Annotated in this window: 19 protein-coding genes; 17 read left to right on the top strand and 2 right to left on the bottom strand. The window is 68.6% G+C overall.

Features of this window, described 5'->3' with window-relative positions; all coding sequences use genetic code 11:
• The first annotated feature begins 90 nt into the window (after positions 1-90).
• From ftsZ to ACQXVK_RS13205, 9 genes are all read left to right on the top strand, one after another.
• Entirely contained in the window at positions 91-1,260 is a 1,170-nt protein-coding gene (gene ftsZ, locus ACQXVK_RS13245) for a cell division protein FtsZ (protein WP_022905410.1), read from the top strand.
• Positions 1,261-1,267: 7 nt separating this feature from the next.
• On the top strand, positions 1,268-1,993 hold the full coding sequence (locus ACQXVK_RS13240) for a YggS family pyridoxal phosphate-dependent enzyme (protein ID WP_430853840.1): 726 nt from the start codon (positions 1,268-1,270) through the stop codon (positions 1,991-1,993).
• Between the two features lie 44 nt (positions 1,994-2,037).
• On the top strand, positions 2,038-2,601 hold the full coding sequence (locus ACQXVK_RS13235) for a cell division protein SepF (protein ID WP_430853839.1): 564 nt from the start codon (positions 2,038-2,040) through the stop codon (positions 2,599-2,601).
• Between the two features lie 71 nt (positions 2,602-2,672).
• Entirely contained in the window at positions 2,673-2,975 is a 303-nt protein-coding gene (locus tag ACQXVK_RS13230) for a YggT family protein (RefSeq protein WP_402262115.1), read from the top strand.
• Positions 2,976-3,152: 177 nt separating this feature from the next.
• A complete protein-coding gene (locus tag ACQXVK_RS13225) occupies positions 3,153-3,836 on the top strand; it encodes a DivIVA domain-containing protein (RefSeq protein WP_402262118.1) in 684 nt (227 codons plus the stop codon).
• A 2-nt stretch (positions 3,837-3,838) separates the two neighbouring features.
• Positions 3,839-4,501: a signal peptidase II gene (lspA, locus tag ACQXVK_RS13220; RefSeq protein WP_430853838.1), complete on the top strand. Its 663-nt coding sequence runs from the start codon at positions 3,839-3,841 to the stop codon at positions 4,499-4,501.
• Entirely contained in the window at positions 4,498-5,421 is a 924-nt protein-coding gene (locus tag ACQXVK_RS13215; RefSeq protein WP_416395882.1) for an RluA family pseudouridine synthase, read from the top strand. Before lspA ends, ACQXVK_RS13215 begins: the two co-directional genes overlap by 4 nt.
• A gap of 634 nt (positions 5,422-6,055) precedes the next feature.
• Positions 6,056-9,538 (top strand): DNA polymerase III subunit alpha, encoded by a 3,483-nt coding sequence (dnaE, locus tag ACQXVK_RS13210; RefSeq protein WP_430853938.1) that lies wholly within the window; start codon positions 6,056-6,058, stop codon positions 9,536-9,538.
• Between the two features lie 62 nt (positions 9,539-9,600).
• Positions 9,601-10,356, top strand: coding sequence for a hypothetical protein (locus ACQXVK_RS13205; protein WP_430853837.1), 756 nt, complete (start codon positions 9,601-9,603; stop codon positions 10,354-10,356).
• A gap of 57 nt (positions 10,357-10,413) precedes the next feature.
• Here ACQXVK_RS13205 and ACQXVK_RS13200 read toward each other — a convergent pair whose 3' ends face one another.
• Positions 10,414-11,868 carry a glycosyltransferase family 2 protein gene (locus ACQXVK_RS13200; RefSeq protein WP_430853836.1) on the bottom strand — a complete coding sequence of 485 codons (1,455 nt, stop codon included), beginning with the start codon at positions 11,866-11,868 and terminating at the stop codon, positions 10,414-10,416.
• Complete coding sequence (locus ACQXVK_RS13195) at positions 11,865-13,235, bottom strand: glycosyltransferase family 4 protein (RefSeq protein ID WP_430853835.1); 1,371 nt, start codon at positions 13,233-13,235, stop codon at positions 11,865-11,867. The genes ACQXVK_RS13200 and ACQXVK_RS13195 overlap by 4 nt, the downstream gene beginning before the upstream one ends.
• Positions 13,236-13,427: 192 nt before the next feature.
• On the opposite strand from ACQXVK_RS13195, the gene ACQXVK_RS13190 reads away from it, so the two are divergent.
• From ACQXVK_RS13190 to ACQXVK_RS13155, 8 genes are all read left to right on the top strand, one after another.
• A complete protein-coding gene (locus ACQXVK_RS13190; protein WP_430853834.1) occupies positions 13,428-14,249 on the top strand; it encodes an ABC transporter permease in 822 nt (273 codons plus the stop codon).
• 11 nt (positions 14,250-14,260) lie between these two features.
• Positions 14,261-14,974 (top strand): ABC transporter ATP-binding protein, encoded by a 714-nt coding sequence (locus ACQXVK_RS13185; RefSeq protein WP_430853833.1) that lies wholly within the window; start codon positions 14,261-14,263, stop codon positions 14,972-14,974.
• A gap of 238 nt (positions 14,975-15,212) precedes the next feature.
• Positions 15,213-16,640, top strand: coding sequence for an SGNH hydrolase domain-containing protein (locus ACQXVK_RS13180; RefSeq protein ID WP_430853832.1), 1,428 nt, complete (start codon positions 15,213-15,215; stop codon positions 16,638-16,640).
• Positions 16,641-16,897: 257 nt separating this feature from the next.
• Entirely contained in the window at positions 16,898-18,136 is a 1,239-nt protein-coding gene (locus ACQXVK_RS13175) for an SGNH hydrolase domain-containing protein (protein WP_430853831.1), read from the top strand.
• On the top strand, positions 18,133-19,353 hold the full coding sequence (locus ACQXVK_RS13170; RefSeq protein ID WP_430853830.1) for a hypothetical protein: 1,221 nt from the start codon (positions 18,133-18,135) through the stop codon (positions 19,351-19,353). The genes ACQXVK_RS13175 and ACQXVK_RS13170 overlap by 4 nt, the downstream gene beginning before the upstream one ends.
• The gene (locus ACQXVK_RS13165; protein ID WP_430853829.1) at positions 19,350-20,024 is read left to right on the top strand and encodes a hypothetical protein; all 675 of its coding nucleotides are present in this window, start codon (positions 19,350-19,352) and stop codon (positions 20,022-20,024) included. Before ACQXVK_RS13170 ends, ACQXVK_RS13165 begins: the two co-directional genes overlap by 4 nt.
• 19 nt (positions 20,025-20,043) lie before the next feature.
• Entirely contained in the window at positions 20,044-21,561 is a 1,518-nt protein-coding gene (locus ACQXVK_RS13160) for a polysaccharide pyruvyl transferase family protein (protein ID WP_430853828.1), read from the top strand.
• Positions 21,558-23,324, top strand: coding sequence for a glycosyltransferase family 2 protein (locus ACQXVK_RS13155; RefSeq protein ID WP_430853827.1), 1,767 nt, complete (start codon positions 21,558-21,560; stop codon positions 23,322-23,324). Before ACQXVK_RS13160 ends, ACQXVK_RS13155 begins: the two co-directional genes overlap by 4 nt.
• Positions 23,325-23,359 lie beyond the last annotated feature (35 nt).

Raw genomic sequence — 23,359 nt, 5'->3', positions numbered from 1 at the left:
ACCCGTAGCGTCGATGCGAGCACCACATCTACCAGCATTGCCCCTGAACTTCAAGTAGAGGTTGAGGGTTCAACCGGAGGCCTGACTGACGTGACCACGAACCACAACTACCTCGCCGTCATCAAGGTCGTCGGTGTCGGCGGCGGCGGCGTCAACGCCGTCAACCGGATGATCGAGCTCGGCCTCCGTGGCGTCGAGTTCATCGCGATCAACACTGACGCGCAGGCACTGCTGCTCAGCGACGCCGACGTCAAGCTCGACGTCGGCCGCGAGATCACCCGCGGTCTCGGCGCCGGCGCGGACCCCGAGGTCGGCCGTCGTGCCGCCGAGGACCACGCCGAGGAGATCGAAGAGGCCCTCGCCGGTGCCGACATGGTGTTCGTGACCGCCGGTGAGGGTGGTGGGACCGGCACGGGTGGTGCGCCCGTCGTCGCCCGCATCGCCAAGTCCATCGGCGCCCTCACCATCGGTGTCGTCACGAAGCCGTTCAGCTTCGAGGGCAAGCGTCGTCAGTCCCAGGCCGAGAACGGCGTCGCCGGGCTCAAGGACGAGGTCGACACGCTCATCGTCGTGCCGAACGACCGCCTGCTCGAGATCAGCGACCGCGGCATCTCGATGGTCGAGGCCTTCGCGACCGCCGACCAGGTGCTCCTCGCCGGCGTGCAGGGCATCACCGACCTCATCACCACCCCGGGCCTGATCAACCTCGACTTCGCCGACGTCAAGTCCGTCATGCAGGGTGCCGGTTCGGCGCTCATGGGCATCGGGTCCTCGCGCGGCGCCGACCGGGCGATCAAGGCCGCCGAGCTGGCCGTCGCGAGCCCGCTGCTCGAGGCGTCGATCGACGGCGCCCACGGCGTCCTGCTCTCGATCCAGGGCGGATCGAACCTCGGCATCTTCGAGATCAACGACGCGGCCCGTCTCGTGCAGGAGGCCGTGCACCCCGAGGCGAACATCATCTTCGGTGCCGTCATCGACGACACCCTCGGCGACGAGGTCCGCGTGACCGTCATCGCCGCCGGCTTCGACGGTGGCGAGCCGACCTCGCAGCTCAAGGAGCGTCGCTCCAGCTGGGTCGACCCGGACGCCGGTGCGACCGTGCCCGTGGCGTCCGCCGGTGCCAGCGGTGCGATCGAGGACTCGTCCTCGTCCGCTCCGTCGTGGGCGTCGCAGGAGCACGAGGCGCCCGCGCAGCGTGCCGCCGACCCGGCGTTCGACGACGACGACGACGAGCTCGACGTCCCCGACTTCCTGAAGTAAGTCCTCCTTGGTAGCCGAACCGCGCCTCCCGTCCGCCTCGTCACCAGACGACGGACCGGAGGCGCGTCTCGCGTCCGTCAGGAGCGGCATCGCCGACGCGGCGCGCGCCGCGGGGCGCTCGGCCGACGAGCTCACGCTCATCGTCGTCACGAAGTTCCACCCGGCGTCCCTCGTCCGCGAGCTCGCCGGGCTCGGCGTCGCCGACGTGGGGGAGAACCGCCACCAGGAGGCGCAGGCCAAGGCCGCGGAGCTCGCCGACCTCGACCTGACCTGGCACTTCATCGGCCAGCTGCAGTCGAAGAAGGCCCGGCAGGTCCGGCGGTACGCGCACGTCGTGCAGTCGCTCGACCGCGACTCGGTCGTGGACGCGTTCGCCCCGACCGAGGCCGAGCCGGAGCCGCCGGTCATCGACGGCTTCGTGCAGGTGAACCTGACCGACGACTCGGACCGCGGTGGTGTCCGACCGGACGCCGTCGAAGCGATGGTCGAACGGGTCCTCGCGACCGGGACGATCCGGCTGCGGGGCGTGATGGCGGTCGCACCGCTCGACGAGGAGCCCCGCGCGGCGTTCGCCCGGCTCCGCGGCGTGTCCGAGCGCGTGGTGTCGATCGTGCCGACGGCGACGGACATCTCGGCGGGGATGAGCGGCGACTACGCCGACGCCGTGCTCGAGGGCGCGACACACCTGCGGATCGGGTCCGCAATCACGGGAAATCGGCCGGTCGCGCCCTAGCCTCGTTGCAAGGGCATCCACGAGCACCGACCTCCGGAGGAACCATGGCCAACCCGCTGAAGAAGACGATGGTCTACCTGGGCCTCGCCGACGAGGAACTCGAGTACGAGGACGAGCCGCAGCAGCAGACCGCGCGCCAGCAGTCCGCTTCGGCTCCCGCCCCCGCGGCCGCGCAGGTCGCCGACGAGACCCCCGCGCCCGCCGCGGCACCGGTGGCGCCCGTCGCTGCCGAGCCCAAGGCGCACACCCACCAGCGCGGCGCACAGGTCACCCCGCTCCGCCGCTCGCACACGTCCGCACAGAAGGCAGCACCGGTCCAGGAAATGAACGAGATCCTCACCGTCCACCCGCGCGAGTACAAGGACGCCCAGTCCATCGCCGAGAGCTTCCGTGACGGCATCCCCGTCATCATCAACCTCTCGCAGATGACCGAGGCCGACGCCCGACGCATGATCGACTTCGCCTCCGGGCTGTCGCTCGGCCTCTATGGCAAGATCGAGCGCGTCACGAACAAGGTCTTCCTGCTCTCGCCGGCCCACGTCGCGGTGAGCGGTGAGGCGCCTGAGGTAGAGTCCGACATCGAGGCGTCCTTCTTCGCCCAGTCCTGAGTCCCTCAGGCCCACCCGCCCCGTGCAGGTCGTCGCGTGACGATCCGCACCCGAGCTGAGCGAGCCCCATCGTGACCGCGATCCTCACGATCCTGTACTACCTCCTCCTGCTGTACATCCTCGTGCTGTGGGGGCGGTTCGTCCTCGACATCGTCCAGCAGTTCAACCGGTCCTGGCGGCCGCGCGGAGGACTCCTCGTCGTCGCCGACGTGGTCTACACCGTGACGGACCCGCCGATCCGGGCGGTCCGACGCGTGCTCCCGCCGATGCGCATGGGGCCCGTGGCCCTCGACTTCGGCTGGACGATCGTGCTCCTGGTGGCGATCATCCTGCGGTTCGTGATCGCCCTGCTCATCCCCGTGTTCGCCAACTAGGGGGACACGACACGCGCCACGCCCAGGGTGCGGTCACGGTTCACGGCCACCGTCGGTGTACGGTGGTCGGGACCGATGCTCGCCCCGGCGTGGCATCCGCACCGTACGGCGCGACTGGTAGATTCGGTCGCACCGGTTCGGTTCCACACGTTCAGCAGTTCTATTGAGGTGACGGCAATGGCTTTGACGCCGGAAGACGTAGTCAACAAGCGGTTCCAGCCGACGAAGTTCCGCGAGGGCTACGACCAGGACGAGGTCGACGACTTCCTCGACGAGGTCGTGGTCGAGCTCCGTCGCCTGACGGCCGAGAACGACGAGCTCCGCCAGCGTCTGCAGGCGGCCGAGTCGGCGCCGAAGCCGGCCGAGGCCGAGCAGTCCGCCCCGACCCCCGAGCCCGAGCCGGAGCCCGCCCCCGTGGCAGCCGCTCCGGAGCCGGCCCCGGTCGCCGCCGCCGCGCCGGCCACCACGGTCCCGGCCGACGAGGACACCGAGGGCACCACGAACCTCCTGACCCTCGCGCGTCGTCTCCACGAGGAGCACGTCCGCGAAGGCGTCGAGAAGCGTGATGCGCTCATCGCCGAGGGCACCGCCCAGGCCGCTCGTCTCGTCTCCGAGGCCGAGGCCAAGCAGCGCCAGATCATCGCCGACACCGAGAACACGAACCGTCAGCGTGTCGCGGTGCTCGAGCAGGAGCAGCGCCAGCTCGAGGGCAAGATCGACGAGCTCCGCACGTTCGAGCGCGACTACCGCGCACAGCTCAAGAGCTACATCCAGGGTCAGCTCGCTGAGCTGGACGGCTCGGGCACCGAGCAGTCCGGTCTCACCCCGGCGCCGGCATCGGCGCAGGGCTTCGGCAACTGACGTTGTCGCGACCAGCATCACGAGCGAAGGTCAGTGTCCGCGCGATCGCGGCACTGGCCTTCGCCGCTGTCGTCGTGGTGGCGCTCGACCAGGGCGTGAAGGCGCTCGTCGTCCAGAACCTGCCGTACGGCACGCCGGTCCCGGTCCTCGGGAACGTCCTGCAGCTGCTCTACGTCCGGAACCCCGGTGCCGCGTTCTCGTTCGCGGTGAACATGACCTGGGTGTTCTCGATCGTCTCCACCGCCGTCGTCGTCGCGATCATCCTGTTCGCCCGACGGATCCGCTCGATGTGGTGGGCGCTCGTGCTCGGCATGCTCCTGGGCGGGGCGCTCGGCAACCTGCTCGACCGGCTCTTCCGTGAGCCCGGCTTCGGCCGCGGCCACGTGGTGGACTTCATCTCGACGCCGTGGATGATGCCGGCGATCTACAACATCGCCGACTCGTTCATCTGCATCAGCATGGTGATCTTCGTCCTGCTGGTGATCCTCGGCGTGAACCTCGACGGCTCGCGCGCCCTCTCCGCGAAGCAGCAGCGCGCGGCGGACGCCGCCCGCGCGCAGTCGGACGCCTCCGAGGCGGACGAGCACCGCGCCTCCCGGCCCCTGGTCGACGACCCGCGCGCGCCGCGTGACGGGCGGGACACCCTCGGGCACGACGCGACGTGACCGAGAGCCGTTCCCTGCCGGTCCCGGACGGGCTCGCCGGTGAGCGCGTCGACGCCGCCATCGCGAAGCTGCTCGGGTTCAGCCGCTCCTTCGCGGCCGAGGTCGTCGCAGCCGGTGGCGTGACCGTCGACGGTGTGACCGTGGACAAGTCCGACCGGTTGCACGCCGACTCGTGGCTGCAGGTCGAGTGGACGCCGAAGGAAGCCCCCCGGATCATCCCGGTCGAGGTCCCCGGCATGACGGTCGTGCACGACGACGACGACATCGTCGTGGTCGACAAGCCGATCGGCGTCGCCGCACACCCCTCGCCCGGCTGGGACGGCCCGACCGTGCCCGGAGGCCTCGCCGCCGCCGGCTTCACGATCGCGACCTCCGGTGCCGCCGAGCGTGCGGGCATCGTGCACCGCCTCGACGTCGGCACCTCGGGGCTCATGGTCGTCGCGAAGACCGAGCTCGCGTACACGCACCTCAAGCGGGCGTTCAAGGAGCGCACGGTCGACAAGGTCTACCACGCGCTCGCGCAGGGCCACCCGGACCCGACCTCCGGCACGATCGACGCCCCGATCGGACGGCACCCCTCGAGTGACTGGAAGTTCGCGGTCACGGCCGACGGCAAGCCGAGCGTGACGCACTACGAGACGCTCGAGGCGTTCCGGTCGGCGACGTTGCTCGAGGTGCACCTCGAGACCGGCCGCACGCACCAGATCCGGGTGCACATGGCGGCGACGCGGCACCCGCTCGTGGGCGACACGATGTACGGGGCCGACCCGGTGCTCGCGAACGAGCTCGGGCTGACCCGGCAGTGGCTCGACGCCGTCCGCCTCGGGTTCGAGCACCCGCGCACGGGGGAGTGGGTGTCGTACTCGGCGGAGTACCCCGACGACCTGCAGCTGGCGCTCGACCGCATCCGCTCCGCGTAGGCGCGCGGCGGGTCCCGTCCCGTCCCGTCCCGCGCGGCCCCGGCCCGTCCTGTCCCGCCCCGCCGAGCGGGCGAAATACGTCACGCCCGGCGCCTCCGAGCGGCACGTTCTGCACCCTCGGCGGCACGCACGCGGCGTGTCCCGCCCGCTCGGTGTCGCGCACGCGGCGTGTCCCGTCCGCTCGGCGTCGCGTCGCGTCGGGCGCGGGGCGACCCCCGACGGCCTGGAGGCGCGGGTCGGCCCCGCACCGCGCCTCCCGTCCGGTGTCGGTCGCGCCGGGCGCCAGGCTCGCCGGACCCGGCCACCTCGGGCCCGGCCACCTCGTCCGCGAGGTCGCGGGATCTGTCGCTCACGGCGCCGAGGAGCGACACATCGTGCGACCTGGGCGGCACGCGCGCGGCGTGTTGTGCGACCTCGGCGCCGAGTCCCGCGTGTGTCCCTCGGCGTGTTGCGCGACCTCGGCGTCGCGGTCCGCGCGTGCGCCGCGCCGGGGCCCGGCGACCGCGCCGACGCGCCCGGGTTTGTCCCCGGTCGCGGTTAGGCTGTTCCCAGACCGCAGCAGCTCCCGCGAACCGGAGGTTCCGTGTCGGATTCCGACTCCTTCGTCCACCTGCACGTGCACAGCGAGTACTCGATGCTCGACGGCGCCGCCAGGCTGGGCGACCTCGTGGCCGAGACCGCGGCGCAGGGCATGCCCGCCGTCGCGGTGACCGACCACGGCAACATGTTCGGCGCGTTCGAGTTCTGGAAGGCCGCCAAGGCCGGCGGCGTCAAGCCGATCATCGGGACCGAGGCGTACATCACGCCGCGCACCCACCGGACCGACAAGACCCGCATCCGCTGGGGTGACGGCGGCGGAGACGACGTGTCCGGCTCCGGCGCGTACACGCACATGACGATGTTCGCCGAGAACACGACGGGCATGCACAACCTGTTCCGGCTCTCGAGCAAGGCGTCGATCGAGGGGTACTACTTCAAGCCCCGCATGGACATCGAACTGCTCGAGGAGTACCACGAGGGCATCATCGCCACGACGGGCTGCCCCTCCGGTGAGATCCAGACGCGCCTGCGGCTCGGGCAGTACGACGAAGCCGTCAAGGCGGCGGCGGACTACCGCGACATCTTCGGCAAGGAGAACTACTTCGCCGAGGTCATGGACCACGGGCTCGAGATCGAACGACGGATCATGAGCGACCTGATCCGCCTGGCGAAGGACCTCGACATCCCGCTGGTCGGCACGAACGACCTGCACTACACGCACGCCCACGACGCCAAGTCGCACGCGGCGCTGCTGTGCGTGCAGTCCGGCTCCACCCTCAACGACCCGAACCGCTTCAAGTTCGACGCCGACGAGTTCTACCTGAAGACCCCGCAGCAGATGCGGCACCTCTTCCGCGACAACCCCGAGGCCTGCGACAACACGCTGCTCATCGCCGAGCGGTGCAACGTCGAGTTCGACACCGCGGCCAACTACATGCCGAAGTTCCCGGTGCCCGACGGCGAGACCGAGCACTCGTGGTTCGAGAAGGAAGTGGCCAAGGGGCTCGAGTACCGCTACCCCGAGGGCATCACGCCCGAGGTGCAGGAGCGTGCCGACTACGAGGTCGGGATCATCAACCAGATGGGCTTCCCGGGGTACTTCCTCGTGGTCGCCGACTTCATCAACTGGTCGAAGAACAACGGCATCCGCGTCGGCCCGGGCCGTGGTTCCGGTGCCGGTTCGATGGTGGCGTACGCGATGCGCATCACCGACCTCGACCCGATCCGGCACGGTCTGATCTTCGAGCGGTTCCTCAACCCGGACCGCGTCTCGATGCCCGACTTCGACGTCGACTTCGACGACCGGCGCCGAGGTGAGGCGATCAAGTACGTCACCGAGAAGTACGGGTCCGAGCGCGTCGCGCAGATCGTCACGTACGGCACGATCAAGGCGAAGCAGGCGCTCAAGGACTCCTCGCGCGTCCTCGGGTTCCCCTTCGGCATGGGCGAGAAGCTCACCAAGGCGATGCCGCCGCCCGTGATGGGCAAGGACATCCCGCTCACCGGGATCTTCGACAAGGAGCACCCCCGCTTCAAGGAGGCGGTGGACGTCCGGACGGTCGTCGAGACCGACCCCGAGGCGAAGACGGTGTTCGACACCGCGCTCGGGCTCGAGGGGCTGAAGCGACAGTGGGGCGTGCACGCCGCCGGCGTCATCATGTCGAGCGACCCGCTGATCGACATCATCCCGGTGATGAAGCGCGAGCAGGACGGCCAGATCGTCACGCAGTTCGACTACCCGGCAGCGGAGTCGCTCGGCCTGATCAAGATGGACTTCCTGGGCCTCCGGAACCTGACGATCATCAGCGACGCCCTCGACAACATCAAGACGAACCGCGGGATCGAGCTCGACCTCGAGACCATGGGGCTCGAGGACCCCGAGGCGTACGCGCTCCTGCAGCGCGGTGACACCCTCGGTGTGTTCCAGCTCGACGGCGGCCCCATGCGCGGGCTGCTGCGCCTGATGAAGCCGGACAACTTCGAGGACATCTCGGCGCTCATCGCCCTGTACCGTCCGGGGCCCATGGGTGCGAACTCGCACACGAACTACGCGCTCCGCAAGAACGGCGAGCAGGCGATCACCCCGATCCACCCCGAGCTCGCCGAGCCCCTGCAGGACATCATCGGCACGACCTACGGCCTGATCATCTACCAGGAGCAGGTCATGGCCATCGCGCAGAAGGTCGCCGGGTTCTCCCTCGGCCAAGCGGACATCCTCCGCCGCGCGATGGGCAAGAAGAAGAAGTCCGAGCTGGACAAGCAGTACGCGGGCTTCGAGAAGGGCATGCAGGACAACGGCTACTCGGCCGCTGCCATCAAGACGCTGTGGGACATCCTGCTGCCGTTCTCCGACTACGCGTTCAACAAGGCGCACTCGGCGGCGTACGGCGTGGTGTCGTTCTGGACCGCGTACCTCAAGGCGCACTACCCGGCCGAGTACATGGCGGCGCTGCTGACGAGTGTCGGTGACGCCCGCGACAAGCTCGCGCTGTACCTCAACGAGTGCCGCCGCATGGGCATCAAGGTCATGCCGCCGGACGTCAACGAGTCGATCGGCTTCTTCGCGGCCGTCGGCGAGGACATCCGCTTCGGCATGGGCGCCATCCGGAACGTCGGGTTCAACGTCGTCGACGACATCGTGAAGGCCCGCACCGAGAAGGGCGCGTTCGAGTCGTTCCACGACTTCCTGCGCAAGATCCCGATCTCGTCCGCGAACAAGCGCACCGTCGAGTCGCTCATCAAGGCCGGTGCCTTCGACGAGTTCGGCGACTCCCGGCGGGCGCTCGTCGAGATCCACGAGGCTGCGGTCGAGGGCGCGGTGAAGGTCAAGCGCGACGAGGCCCACGGCAACGTCGGGTTCGACTTCGACTCGCTCTTCGCCGAGGTGGCCGAGGAACAGCCCTCGGCGGCCGTGGTGTCGCAGGTCCCGGACCGGCCGGAGTGGTCCAAGCGCGACAAGCTCGCGTTCGAGCGCGACATGCTCGGCCTGTACGTCTCCGACCACCCGCTCGCCGGGCTCGAGATCGAGCTCGCCAAGCACCAGTCGATCACCATCGCCGACCTCATCGCGGCCGACGACTCGGTCGAGGGCGAGACCGTCACGGTCGCCGGCCTGCTCACGAGCGTCCAGCACCGGGTCGCGAAGTCGAGCGGCAACCCGTACGGCATCGTCGACATCGAGGACTTCGGTGGCCAGATCGGCGTGATGTTCCTCGGCAAGACGTACCAGGAGTTCGGGCCGTCGCTCGTCGCCGACTCGATCGTCGTCCTGCGCGGGCGGGTGAACGTCCGCGACGACGGCAAGGCCCTGCACGCGGTGAGCATGTTCCAGCCGAACGTCGGCGACGCGATGGGGTCCGGACCGCTCACGCTGAGCCTGCCCGAGCGCCAGGCGACCACGACGACGGTCACCGAGCTCGCCGCCGTGCTCGGCCGGCACAGCGGCGAGACCGAGGTCCGGTTGAAGCTCATCAAGGACGACGTGGCTCGTACCTTCGAGCTGCCGTTCCCGGTGAACCTCACACCCGACCTGTTCGGCGAGCTGAAGAGCCTGCTCGGCCCGCGCTGCCTGGTCTGACGTGCTGCCGGGTCTGACGCGCTGCCTGGTCTGACGTGCTGCCCGTCCGCCCCGATCCCGCCGTGCTGCGGGCGTTCGGGGTGGACGGTGCCCGACCGGTCCTGCTCTCGGGCGGCCGCGAGCTGACCTGGCGCGCCGACACCGTGGTCCTCCGGCCGCACGACGGCGCGGCGGTGACGGACTGGCGGGCCGAGGTCCTCGCCGAGCTGGAGCACAGCCCGGCGTTCCGCACACCACGGCCGGTCCCGACGTCCGAGGGGTCCTGGCGCGCCGGCGCGTGGGAAGCGCTCGAGTGGGTGCCGGGGCAGGCCGACCCCACCCGGGTGGCCGACGTCATCGCCGCGGGGACGGCGTTCCACGAGGCGATCGCGCACCTGGACCGCCCGGCGTTCCTCGACCATGCCGACGACGCGTGGAGTCGTGCCGACGGCATGGCCTGGGGGACTGCTCCGCTCCCGCGGCACCCCGCCCTCGACCGGCTCGGTGCCGCGTTCCGGCCGGTCCGGTCGCCGTCCCAGCTCGTGCACCGGGACCTGCTCGGCAACGTCCTCTTCGCCGACGGTCAGCCGCCGACGGTGATCGACTGGCCACCGTCCTGGCGGCCCGCCGGCTTCGGCGCGGCCATCGCCGCGGTGGACGCCGTGTGTTGGCACGGGTACCCGGTCGACGCGGTCGGCGCCCTCGGCGACGGGATCGCCGAGTGGGCGCAGCTCCTGGTGCGGGCGCTCGCGTTCCGCATCGCGACGCTGCAGCTGCTGGACGCGTGGGACCCGGCCACCGCCCACCGGCACGGTCCGGTCGTGGACGCGCTCGTCTGACGGCCAGGAGGCGCGGGTCGGCGCCGAACAGCGCCTCCAGACCGGCGGGTGGTCCGGTCAGGCCCCGCGGCCGGTGATGGCGCGGATGCGCGCCACGAGACGGGGGCTCCGCGCACCGAAGGTGAGCGCGGTCAGTCGGCGGATCGAGACGGTCGCGCGGTGCACGAGCAGCCCCGTGGCCTCGGCGATGTCGGACACCGCGTGCCAGCGCGCGCGGAGCGCCACCGGGTCGATCTCGGACGACGCGGCCATGCGGACCAGCTTGACGAGGTCGTCGCCGCCGTGCCACACGGTGCTGTGGTTCTCGAAGCGGCGCAGGATCCGGTCGATGGCCGACGCGCGGTGGTTCGCGACCGCGAGCGACCAGCGGTGGTCGTGCGAGACGGGATCGACCAGGACCCACCGTGGCGCGTTGGCGTTCAGCGCGGAGAGCTGGGCGAACGTCGTCAGCGCGCCCAGGGCGACGGCGACGTCGAAGATCTGCCGCGGACGCCCGCCGACGGCGATCGACGCGCCCGGCAGGGCCTGCCGGGCCGCGCGCACCTGCGACTTGGGGACGATGACGGTGACGACCATGTCGTCGGACGCTGCGGCGAGGGTGCTGCGGACCCGGGCGACGAGCTCGTCGGTGAGGTCGCCGGGAAGGTGGAGCGCGACCCGGACCACGTCGTCGTCGGGCAGGAAGGCGTCGGCGAAGACGTCCACCGCGTCGCGGTACCGGGCGAGGAACAGGGCGACGGCGCCGCCGTAGAACGGGTAGCGCTCGAGCAGGATGCGCTCGTGTTCCAGCCGCAGCGACGGGCCGCGGTCACCGCTGAAGCTCGTCGACCCGGTGTGCAGGACGAGCGCACGGTTCGCGAGGACCGAGGTGAACCCCTCCTCGTTGATGCGCAGGCAGAAGTCGTTCTCCTCGCCGTAGCCCGGCGAGAAGACCTCGTCGAAGAGGCCGAAGCGGTCGATCATCTCGCGGCGGATGAGGAAGCAGAAGCCCATCGCGACGGGGGAGACCGTGTGGCGGGGGAGCAGGTACTTCGTGCGGCCGTGGAGCTCGCGGGTCCTTCGGGGTGCGAGGTTCGCGCTCGGGTTCCGGCGGGCGTACGGGAACGACGCGATCGTGGCGTTGTCGCTGCGGGCGCAGACGACGCCGATCACGTCGTCGGAGGCGAGCACCGCCGTCATCTCGTCGACGAACCCGGGCATCGGCACGGTGTCGCTGTTGAGGAGCAGCACGTCGTTGCCGGTCCGGTCGAGTTCGAGGACCGCGCGGTTGCAGTTGCCGACGAAGCCGAGGTTCCGTGCGTTGCGGGTGTACTCGAAGCCGTCGTGGTCGCCGACGAGCTCGAGGATCCGCGCCTCGAGCTCGTCGACGCGGGGGCCGACGTCGTTCGCGAGCAGCACCCGGTCGACCGAGAAGTCGACCGTCTCGAGGAGCGCCTCGATGCAGCGTTCGAGTCCGGGCAGGTCGTCGTAGACCGGCACGACGATCGTCACCGCACGGCGGTCGCGGGTCACCGGCGAGCCAGCTTCCGCACGACGACACCCGGACGGGCGAGCAGCCGGCCCACCGCACCCGAGCGCGACCGCACCCGGTTCGCGAGCAGACCCACCGCGGCGCGGGCGCTCGTCGCGCCGAGGGACGCGTAGGCACCCGGCAGCTCGAACCAGTAGCGCGCGGCCTGGGGGAGCCGGTAGCCCTCGGTGCCGACCAGGGCGACCAGCCGCTCGATCGCGGCGGCGTTGTCGTGACCCGACCCCGTGACGGCGGCGAGCCGCTCCGGAGCGGCCGCACCGTGCCTCCTGGCCGAGTCGGGGTCGGCCGCGTACGCCGCGAGGGCGTCCGCGAGGGCCGCGGTGTCGTCCGCGTCCACCAGCGTGCCGGTGACGCCGGGCTCGACCAGCTCGGCGCTCCCGCCCTGGCGGGTGGCGACGACCGGCTTGCCGAGCGTCATGTACTCGGCGGTGGTGCGGCCGAACGCCTCGATCGTCGAGGGCGTGACGCAGACGTCGGCCGCCTCGATGAACGGCGCGGGGGTGTGCTGCTCGCCGGCGAACACGACGTGGTCGGCGACGCCGAGCGCCCGGGCGCGGTCGGTGAGGCGCTGGTCCTCGCCCGGGTGCTTCCAGCTGCCCACGAAGCAGACGCTCGCCGTGACGCCGCGCGCGCGCAGCGCGCCGAGCGCGTCGACCACGCGGAACTGGCCCTTCGACTCCTCGACGCGGCCGAGCACCGTGATGCGGAGCCCGGGGTCGGGTTGCGGGAAGGGCACCACCGCGGGCGTCTGGTCGCGGGTGGCCTGGAGGCGCGTGGTGTCGACCGTCGGGTAGGCGACGGAGAGCTTGTGGTCCGGCACGTACTGCGCGAGGTGCGCGCGCATCGCCTCGGAGTTGGTGACCACGGCGCCGGACATGAGGCCGATGTCGCCGAGGACCCCGGCGCGCCCCGTCTGGAACTGCAACCCGTGGTCGAGGTCGCCGTACTCCCGGACGAACCAGGCCTGGGGGATCCCGAGCACGGCGGCGGCGAAGGACGCCCACGGGGCGACGAGCGTGTTCGTGACGACGAGGTCCGGGCGCTGGCGCTCGTAGAGCCGGATGATCGCGCTCACGGCCGCGTAGTCGACGGTGGCGAAGGCGGCGCGCTCAGCAGCCGGTGCGGGCTGCGGGCTCGGCAGGGCCCAGCCGCGGAAGCGCAGCGCGTCGTAGGACCAGCCGCGCTCGTCGAGCGCCTCGATGAACTTGCCCCGGGGTGCCTTCGTGACGAAGGTCGGGGTCATGGTCGGGTCGATCGTCAGCCAGTCCTCGACGAACCGGAGGAGTGACCGCTCCGCACCACCGAGGTTCACCGGCGCCGTGGAGTGGTTGGCGAAACTGACGATCACCTTGTCACTCTACAAAGGTTTCGGCGAGTCTTCGTCATCTCGACAGGGTTCGGCGCCGGGCTCCACACCGCGCTCAGCGACGCCGGTACCGCCTCGGAGCGCTGCAGAACGCAACGTCTGTGCGAGAATGCCTCGTCCCCGAATCCCGCGAGGAGCGCTCTGTCGCGCTCCGGAGGAGCCAGCACCCGAAGCATGACGTACCTGAACGAGCTCATGTCATCGCGCGAGTTGCTGGCGAACCTCACAGCGCGAGAGGTCAAGGGCAAGTACCGCCGCACGGTCTTCGGGCAGCTGTGGTCGCTGATCAACCCGCTCGCGACGATGCTGATCTACACGATCGTGTACTCGTTCATCTTCCGGGCGCGTCTCGAGGTCGGCGACCCGAGCGGACTGAACATCTACCCGCTCTGGCTGATGTGCGGACTCCTGCCGTGGATCTTCGCCCGGAACGTCATCAACTCCGGCATGACGTCGATCGTCGCCAACGGCTCGCTCATCAAGAAGGTCTACTTCCCCCGGATGACGCTGCCGCTCGCGGCCGTCGGCTCCTTCGGCTTCACCTGGCTCGTCGAGATGGGTGTGCTGCTCATCGCCCTCGCCATCGCCGGCTCGAACTTCTGGATCTACCTGCCCGTGATCGCGCTGACGATGGTGTTCCTGGCGATGTTCTCGAGCGGCGTTGGATTGGTCTTGGCCATCGTCAACGTGCACTTCCGTGACATGCAGCACCTCGTCGGCATCGCCCTGCAGATGTGGATGTACCTGTCGCCGATCATCTACCCCATCTCCCTCGTCGAAGAGGCCGCGGACAAGGCCGGACATCCCTGGATCCTCACCGTCTACCGTTTCAACCCGATCGAGCGGTTCTCCACGGTCTTCCGGAACCTCATGTACGACAACCGACTCCCCGCATGGGATGACCTGCTCGCGTGCTTCATCTGGGCCGTCGCAAGCCTTGCGATCGGCTACGCGGTCTTTTCCCGCAACGAGAAGAAGCTGGCGGAACTGCTGTGAACGATGTCGCTGTGTCCGTCGAACACGTGGCCAAGCGTTTCCGCATGTTCCACGAGCAGAACAACACCCTGAAGAGCGCGGTGATGCGTGGCCGGAAGTCGGTGCACGAGGACTTCTGGGCGCTCAAGGACGTCTCCTTCGAAGTGCCACGGGGGAGCACCTTCGGACTCATCGGCCGCAACGGCAGCGGGAAGTCCACGTTGCTGAAGTGCCTCGCCAAGATCCTGTACCCGGACCAGGGCCGCATCCGCGTCCACGGTCGCCAAGCGTCACTGCTCGAAGTCGGCTCCGGCTTCCACCCCGAGCTGTCCGGCCGGGAGAACGTCTTCCTCAACGGTTCGATCCTCGGCATGACGAAGAAGGAGGTCGCGCGCAAATTCGACGAGATCGTCTCCTTCGCCGGTGTCGGAGACTTCATCGACCAGCCCGTCAAGAACTACTCCTCGGGGATGTACGTCCGTTTGGGCTTCTCGGTCGCGGTCGCCGGAACGCCCGACGTGCTCGTCGTCGACGAGGTGCTGGCGGTCGGTGATGCGACGTTCCAGAAGCGCTGCCGGACCAAGTTCCGCGAGATGCGTGACGAGGGCCGGACGGTGATCCTCGTTTCCCACTCAATGAGCACCGTCCGAGACATGTGCGACCAGGTCGCTTGGCTCGACGCCGGTCAGCTCCGTGGTGCAGGCGAGGCGTCCCCCGTCATCGAGGCGTACAACGCAACCGTCTGACGGTGTGCGTGCTGGACCGGGGCGCGGCGCGGGAAGTGACACTCGATCACCTATGATCGTGGTAACACCGTTCGTTCCCTTCTGAAACGAGTTTGCCCTGAACACCCGTCTCTCCGAGGGGTCGACATCGCGTCGCTCTCCGTTCTGTGCCCTGCTCACTGTTCTCGTTCTCCTCGCAGGCGTCGCCCTCTCGGTCGGTGGAGCGAGCTCCGCCGTCGCGGCCACGGCTTCGGTGCGCGTGACCGCGGCCGCAAGCGCGACAGGTGTTGCTTATGGCAAGCCGATTTCGCTGAGCGGCACCGTCACGGCGTCGAGCCGTCCGACGAGCGAGACGGTCCGCATCGTCGGCATGCCCTCCGGGAAGACGAGTTGGGTCCTCATCGGGTCGACGCGGTCGGGGAGCAACGGCAAGTGGGCTTTCTCGTTCACTCCGACGACCTCGTTCAAGCTCAAGGCCGAGGTGCTCAAGACATCTGCGCACGCAGGCGCTGCGAGTGGGTACATGCCGGTGGCCGTGCAGGCCCAGATCTACTCGGTCGTCCCGGCTGCCCGGTCCTACGCAGTGTCCGGCGGCGAGAAGTCGGTCAGCGCTGCGGTCTACGCGCAACTCGCGGGCCAGAGGGTGAAGCTCGTGGTGTTGCGTGGCGGTGCCTGGACGGATTCCACCGTTGCACGAGTGGCGACGACCGGCGCGATCGAGCTCTCGTACCGGGCGACGATAGCGGACACGGCCATCCGCATCTACCTCCCGGCAACAGGAGGTCTGATCTCGAAGCTCGGCCCGGTGCAACCGCTCACGACCGTCGGATCGATCGACGCGCTGTCCGCCAAGACGACGTGTGTCGGCGCGGCTGCAGCGCCCCTCTCCGCCACGTGCGCCAACCACGAGCTCGACGGGCTCGCTCTTCCGACCACGGAGAAGGCCGGGCTCAGCGCAGACACCGGAGGCTCGTACGCCAAGGGGTGCTGGACTGCGGACGGGACTGCCACCGTGCCGTCCTGCAGCTTCGGGTCGACGAGAGGCGATGCGTACCGGGTTGCGCTCGTCGGCGACTCGCACGCGGCCGGCTACCTGGCCGGGATCCGAGACCGTCTCGCTGCGAGGAACTGGCATCTCGACACCTATCTCGGCGTCACGTGCAGATGGCTCGCGCAGAAACCCGGCGATGCCTGTGCTCCGCGATCGGACGACATCGGTCGGAGGGTCCTCGCTGGCCGCTACGACATGGTTGTCGTCTCCGGGCTGCGGCAGCCGAGGGGCGCAGCGGGGAACGCTGGTGCGGCCGCGACGACGGAGGGGTACCGCGCCGCTTGGGCGCCTGTCATCGCGAGCGGCACCAAGGTCGTCGCGATCGCTGATCAGCCCTACCTGACCGATGATCTGATCGCCTGCACGATGAGCGGCGGCGCTCGATCGGCGGCGCAGTGTGCAACTTCTCGATCCTTCGCGCTCGGCGGGATCGATCCACTGGCAGCAGCGGTAGAGGGCTCGCCCGGGGCGTCGATCATCGACATGACATCCCACTACTGCACCGCAGACACTTGCCCGTTGGTCATCGGAGGTGTCATCGTCTTCCGAGACCGCCATCACATCACGGGGACCTGGAGTTCGACGCTCGGTCCCTACGTGTTGGACGCGCTCGACGAGATCAGACGAGGGGCTTGATCATGGTGTTGAACCGTGTACGCACGGGTGCGACGTTGGTCGTCGCGGCAGCTGCAGTCCTACTCGCTGCCCTGGGCCCGGTGACCCCGGCGCACGCCGCGGCCTCGCCCGCCGTGACTCTCCGATCTTCGACGACCGGGGCTGCCTATGCTCAGAACATCTCGTTGACGGGCGTGGTCCGGAACGCTGCGGGTCCCGCGGTCGCCGCCGTCGCCGTTGAGTCCCGCGATCTGGGGAGTACTGGCTCCTGGCGTGAAGTGAGCACGACCAGCTCCGACAGGGCGGGAGCCTGGTCGGAGTCGATGCGGGCGTTGAAGGGTGCGCAGGTCCGCGCACGCGCCGTGATCGGTTCGACTTCGGTCACGAGTACTTCGCTCACGCTCCAGGTACAACCGCAGCTCTACGACGCCACAGCGACGGGGTCCGCCGATGTCGCTGTCGGTGCCGTGCGGGTCTTCAGCGGACGGCTTCACGGTGGCCTTGCCGGCAAGCGGGTGAAGGTGGAGCAGTGGACGCCATCTGGTTGGGTGTTCTCGGCGCAGTCGTACGCCAAGACCGATGGAACCGTCTCGATCCCGGTCAAGGTCAAACGATGGGGCGCCGCTGCGTACCGCATGGTCGTGCCCTCCGGCGACGGGCTGGTAGTCAAGGCGAGCGGCGTGCTGCGTGCCGGCGCGTACGGCGCTGCGTCAGCCGTCCTCGACGACGGAAAGCCGTGCTGGGGTGCGGATGCCACGGCATCCGGATCCTGCGACGGGTCACGCTGGGGGCAGACGATCTCGCCCCAGCCCGTCGCAGCCGAGAAGGATACGCAGGGCGCGTTCTCCTGCTACACGTCCGACGTCGGTGCGGTCGTGCCTTCATGCCGATACGGCTCGACGCGTGGGGACGCGCTCCGGGTCGCCGTCACCGGCGATTCCCATGCGGCCATGCTCCTGTCCGGGCTGCGTGCGACGGCAACAACAGCGAACTGGCGCGTGGACTCCTACGTCGGACGTGGTTGCGTCCTCGCATCGACCAACTCGTCAGACACGTGTCAGAAACGCCGTTCGGACCTCGCGAAGCGCCTCGCGGCGGGCGGCTACGACGTCGTCATCGTGACGGCCCTCCGGAGCGATTCCGTCGATCCCGCTACCTACGCCGCGGCCTGGAAGTCGCTCATCGCTGCGGGTACGAAGGTGATCGCCGTCGCGGATGACCCGATGCAGTCCGCCGAAGCCTTCTCCTGCGCGCTCGAGTCGAAGACGGCCACTGCCGCCGCGAAGTGTGGCACGCCCAGGTCCACGGCGTTCGCCGTGCAGGACCCGATGCGGGCCGCGGTCGCAGAGGCGCCCGGTGCTGTTCTGATCGATCAGACCGGACGCATGTGCGATGCAACGACGTGTCCGGTGGTCATCGGCCATGTGATGGCCTACCGCGACCGACACCACATGACCGCGACGTTCGTTCGTTCGCTTGTTCCGTACCTGTTCACCGAGATGGCTGGTTCCCTGTGATTCGACCCACCCTGCTGTCGAGCATCATCGCGGCGCTCCTCGTGGCAGCGACTTCTCTCACCGGCAGCGCGCCAGCTCAGGCTGCTGCTGACGTTCAGTACGGCGTGGGATCGACGAGTCTCGCGACCCCGTCGCCGAACGGCAGGTACCTGTACGTCGCCCCGAACGGAACGGACTCGTACAAGCAGTACTCCAGGATCCCGTGCCTCCGCGACCCGGCATCCACGCCTCCGTACCAGGACGCGTGCCCCGAGCCGACGGTCGATGCGCCGTTGCGCACCATCCAGGCAGCCATTCGGTCGGCGCACGCCGGCGACGTCGTCGTCGTCCGCGCAGGCACCTACGCTGAGGCGATCGGCTGGGGCATCGCCCGCGGAACGAGCAGCCGTCCCATCGTTCTGCAGGCTGCACCGGGCGAGCGTGTGCAGGTGAGCGGAACACTCATCATGTCTTCACCTGATTACTGGACTGTGCAGGGCATCCGTTTCGTCTACAACGCCGCGATCCAGAAGAACGGCCAAGCGGTCGTCCTCATGTCCGGCGGCGAAGGCTGGCGCTTCCGCAACAACGAGGTCACGGGTTCGACCGGCGTGGCGAACCTGTTGGTCAACGCGACGACGGCGTCGGGATCGACCAGCGTTCTGCGTGCTGCTGCTCCTCGGGATTTTCAGATCGCCGGGAATTGCATCCACGACAACAGAGCGACCGGAGCCCAGGGGACCGACCACAACATCTACCTCATGTCGAGCGTCTACTCGACCGGAGGGGTCATCGAACGAAACCTCATCGCAGGTGCTCCTCGAGGGTCGAACATCAAGGCAGCCGGAAGTACTCCGAGTACGGCGAGCGGTAGTCCGCGAAACGTCGCGATCAAGTACAACACCATGCTCGCGGCTGCCTCCGGTCTCACGATCGGGCTTCAGGCGCAGGCAATCGAGTCCCAGTACAACGTCATCGCCCTGCCGGCAGGATCCGGTCCGTACGACGGCGCGGTGAAGACGTATCAGCTCGCGGCTCCAGGGAAGAACTCGGCGAAGGACTCGCTGTTGTCGGGCTATGCCCGGCCGATCTCGGAGGACTACGGCGTCACGGCGCACCTCTTCACTGCCCGGAACGACACGAAGACAGCGTTCGCCTACACGGGATCGGTCGCCAACTGCACTGCTCGCGCAGCCTCAGCCGAGGTGCTCGTCAAGTACGGCCAGTACGCGCGATGATCCGCTCTGACGACGGACCGGCAATCCCGGATCGCGACGCACTGGAAGATCTCCGAGCGACGATCAACGATCTCGAGAACGAGGTCTCGAAGCTTCGGCGTGAGCTGTTCCCGTCCTCCGACTTCGGGGAGTCGGTACGGACCGGTGCGCGGGTTCGCGTCGATCCACGAGTTCGGATGCACAGCTCAGAGGATGCGCTCATCTCGCTTGCGGACGATGTGAACGTCTACCGGGGTGCTGAACTCTTCGGACCACTGTCCATCGGACGAGGCACGTTCCTCAACCGCGATGTGTACGTGAAGCCGGGCGTCAACTTCGGAGCGCGAGTAGCCGTTGGCCCCTTCTCGCGATTCATGACAGAAGGCCACGAGATCGGAGTTCGCGCCTCACGAGCTGGGAAGAAGACCGTGCGGCCGATCACGGTCGAGGACGGTGCCTGGATCGGTGGAGACGTCACGGTCCTCGGAGGGGTCACGATCGGAGCTGGCGCGGTCGTGGCATCAGGCGCTCTCGTCAATCGCGACGTCCCCGCCAACGCGCTCGTAGCCGGCGTGCCGGCGAAGGTCGTCCGGATCATCGGTGCAGAGGCGACGCCCGCCTCCTCCGCGGACCAGCGCCAGGTGCCGACCCTTGTCGAGCGTCTCCTGCGCTGGCTCTCGACGCTTCGCTGAGCCAATAAGGTTGTCTGTCGTGGAGAACGACTACCGGGAGGACGTCCTCGGGGTACCCGTCGTCCGATGGAACCCCGAGGTCGACGGGGGCGGTCGTGTCGACAACTTCGGTGACCTGCTGGGGCCGCTGGTTGTTCGGCGCCTTGCTCCGCGGGCCCGGGCCGATGACGGCGGCCGATCGTTGCTCGCCATCGGTTCGATCATGCAGTTCGGCCAGCCCGGGGACGTCGTGTGGGGCAGCGGTCTGAACGCCAAACTCCGCACTCGGCGCCTCGACCCTCGTCGGCTCTTCGACGTGCGAGCGGTCCGGGGCCCCTTCACGGCGATCGCCCTAGAGGCAGAAGGCAACGGCGTCCCTCCGGTCTACGGTGACCCCGCAATCCTCCTCCCAGAGCTCTTCCCCGACACGGTCGCGTTCGCGGCGCTCGACCGAAAGCGGTTCGACGTCGTCGTCGTGCCGAACGTGAACGACACCGACCTTGATGCTGCGGGCCATCACGTCATTGCGCCGACCGGCGACCCGTGGCAGGTGATCGAGCAGATCCTGTCCGCGGAGTTCGTGGTCGGTACGTCTCTCCACGCCATCGTCATCGCCGAGGCGTACGGAGTCCCTGCACGTGCCGTCCGCTCGACGAGCGAGAGCGTGGTGAAGTACTTCGACTACTACGAGGGAACAGGACGCGCGGGTGTGACCATCGCGCAAACCGTCGAGGAGGCGGTCGCGCTCGGCGGTGCTGATCCACTTCACGTTTCGAAGGGGACAGCCCTTCGGGACGCGTTCCCGACGGATCTGTGGACTGAGGAGCCTGTTCGGACCAACCAGGTTGTGCGGCACCGGTCTCTCGGCGAACTCGTTTCCGTCGTGACGGAGCAAGCATTGTCAGAGGGGCCGGCAGCGGAGGTCGACGCGTGGCGCCAGATGGCCCGCAAACTCGCAGTCCCGGTGCTCCGAGACAGAGCTGTGGTCCTCGACGACGACGAACTCGACTCCGTCATGACCGATGTGCGCCGACTGGATCACGCCGGAGTACTCGAAGGTGTCGACGAGCGATGGACGCGGACCAGGGAACTCGCGAAGTACCGCCTCGGTGATGCGCTCCGGCGGAGCGCGCTCGTCAACGACCGGGGAGCGCAGTCGGTGCTCGACGAAGTCGAGCGTGCCGGCGAGGACGGACGACTTCGGATGGGCGGCCTTCTGCAGCTTCCAGACGGTGGCCTTGACGCCTTCGACACACGGCTCTTCCTCGCGGACGATCGACTCGACGGGCAGCGTCCTGTTGGGGACGTCACATGGGAGGAAGTCGATCCGACGCTCGGCACGGCGCGGTGGAGCGCCGAGGTCGACATCGCAGACACGCCGACGGGCACCTGGGTGTTGGTCGTCCACATCGATGGGCCGGGTGGGTCGCGAGATGTCATCACGAAGTCGGCGCCGACGATGGCGTTCCCTCGGTGGTGGCACGACGGCCGTCCGTATCGCGTTGATCGAACCAGCCGTGGCAACGCGGTGATCCACAAGGAGAGCGAAGCACAGTGAGCGCGATCAGCGTGCGACAAGTCGAGCGTCGTCGGCCTGAGATCGGCCTGCTCCTGTCAGTCGTCGTGCCGACGCACAACGTCGAGCCCTGGATCGACGAACTGCTCGCAAGCATCTTGCGTTGCACGTTCACTTCGATGGAGGTGATCGTCGTCGACGACCATTCGTCCGACGGGACGGATGAGCGTCTCGCTGATCTTGCCGCTTCAGATCCCCGCGTCCACATCGTCCGGGCACACGGACGTGGTGGCGCTGGGGCGCGCAACACCGGCCTCGCGGTTGCTCGCGGTGAATACGTGGCGTTCGCCGACGGCGACGACATCGTGCCTGCTGGAGCGTACGAACGGCTGGTTGGATCGCTCGAGAAGACTGGGTCCGACATCGCGTTCGGGGACTGGCTCAAGTTCTCGTCGATCAAGACCTGGCAGCCGTCGAAGAACTGGCGCGTGTTCGACGAGGAGCGACCAGGAGTAGCACTGACAGAGGTTCCTGCCCTGATCCGTGGTCGGGCCGTCTGGAACAAGGTCTTCCGTCGGTCGTTCCTGCAGGAGATCGGACTCCGGTTTCCAGAAGTAGCTCGGTCGAACGACATCTTCCCGATGACGCGGTCATACCTGACGGCGCGAACGATCGACGTGCTCCCAGACTGCGTCTACCTCTACCGTGATCGTCCCGGGACCGGGTCCATGACGGCTCGAGCCGGAGCAGACGCGGCCGCCGTGAGTTACTTCACGCAGGAATCTGCGTGCGCCGAACTGATCTCCGCCTACGACGATGCTGGCGTTGCCAAGACGTACTCCTCCCTCGTGTTCGACGCGGATGCTTGGCTGCACCTCAGTCGTTTCCTCCGCGCGACACCGGCGGAGCGTGTGCGGTCAAGCGGCGCGCTCAGCGCCGTCGAACGGCTCATCGCAGCCACTCCCCACTGGTCCCTTCCCGTGGCGACTCCGCACAAGCAGGTCCTCTGGTGCCTGGTGGCTGCCGGAGAGCTCGAGGCTGCTGTCCGGTTCAACGAGCTCGAGGAGCGCGCACGCGAGCGGGACGTCTACGATGACGAGTCGTTCAACGCGTGGGTCGACTCGCTCGAGATCATCCTGGCGCGACCCGACGTGCTCGAGAAGGTTCCCAGGGCTCGACTGCTGGTTGAAGGGCTCGCGACGCTGCTCCTGCATCACGCTCACGACGTCGACCGTCGGGTGATCGACGCACTGACCGATCGAGTGGCTCGGGCGGGACTCTTCTCGCAGATCGACCCCGGCGAGATCAAACGCGGGCCAGTGCGGCAGATTGTCCTCGCGCTGCGCGCGGGGACAACGGGGGCAGCATGGCTGATCTCGACCAGCATCCGCACTCGGCTCGTTGCAGAGGAGGTCGTCCTGGATCGAGGCGGCGCGCTCCTCTCTGGCCCAAGCCTCAGCGTCGAGGGGGTTCGATTGACGTTGATCGCTCGCCCGCAGGGAGCTGGGCCGGGAAGTGTTCGTCTGCTTCCGCAGACCAGCACCGATCGCTGGGCTGTGCGCGTACCGGCAGGGTCGTTGGCCCTGGGGCGCTGGGATCTGGTCGGTGAGTTGGCGATCGGCGATGCGACGGTGGAAGTCCCCGTCGTCACGGCGCGTATGCAGCTTCCAGTACCGGAGCGAACGGATCGAATCAGGGTTCTCAGCGATCGGGCCCGCTCATGGCGAGTTGTCCTCGAGCGCCGTCGCGCGGCGACGTCCCGTGCAGCGTTGACGGTAGTTCGGCGAGTCGTGCCGCGCCGCTGACGGTCAGGGTCGTGCCCTTCCCCAACCCTGGGGCG

The organism is Curtobacterium sp. AB451, from assembly GCF_050585845.1.
Classification (GTDB): Bacteria; Actinomycetota; Actinomycetes; order Actinomycetales; family Microbacteriaceae; genus Curtobacterium.
This window is presented reverse-complemented; position numbering and strand designations above follow the sequence as displayed.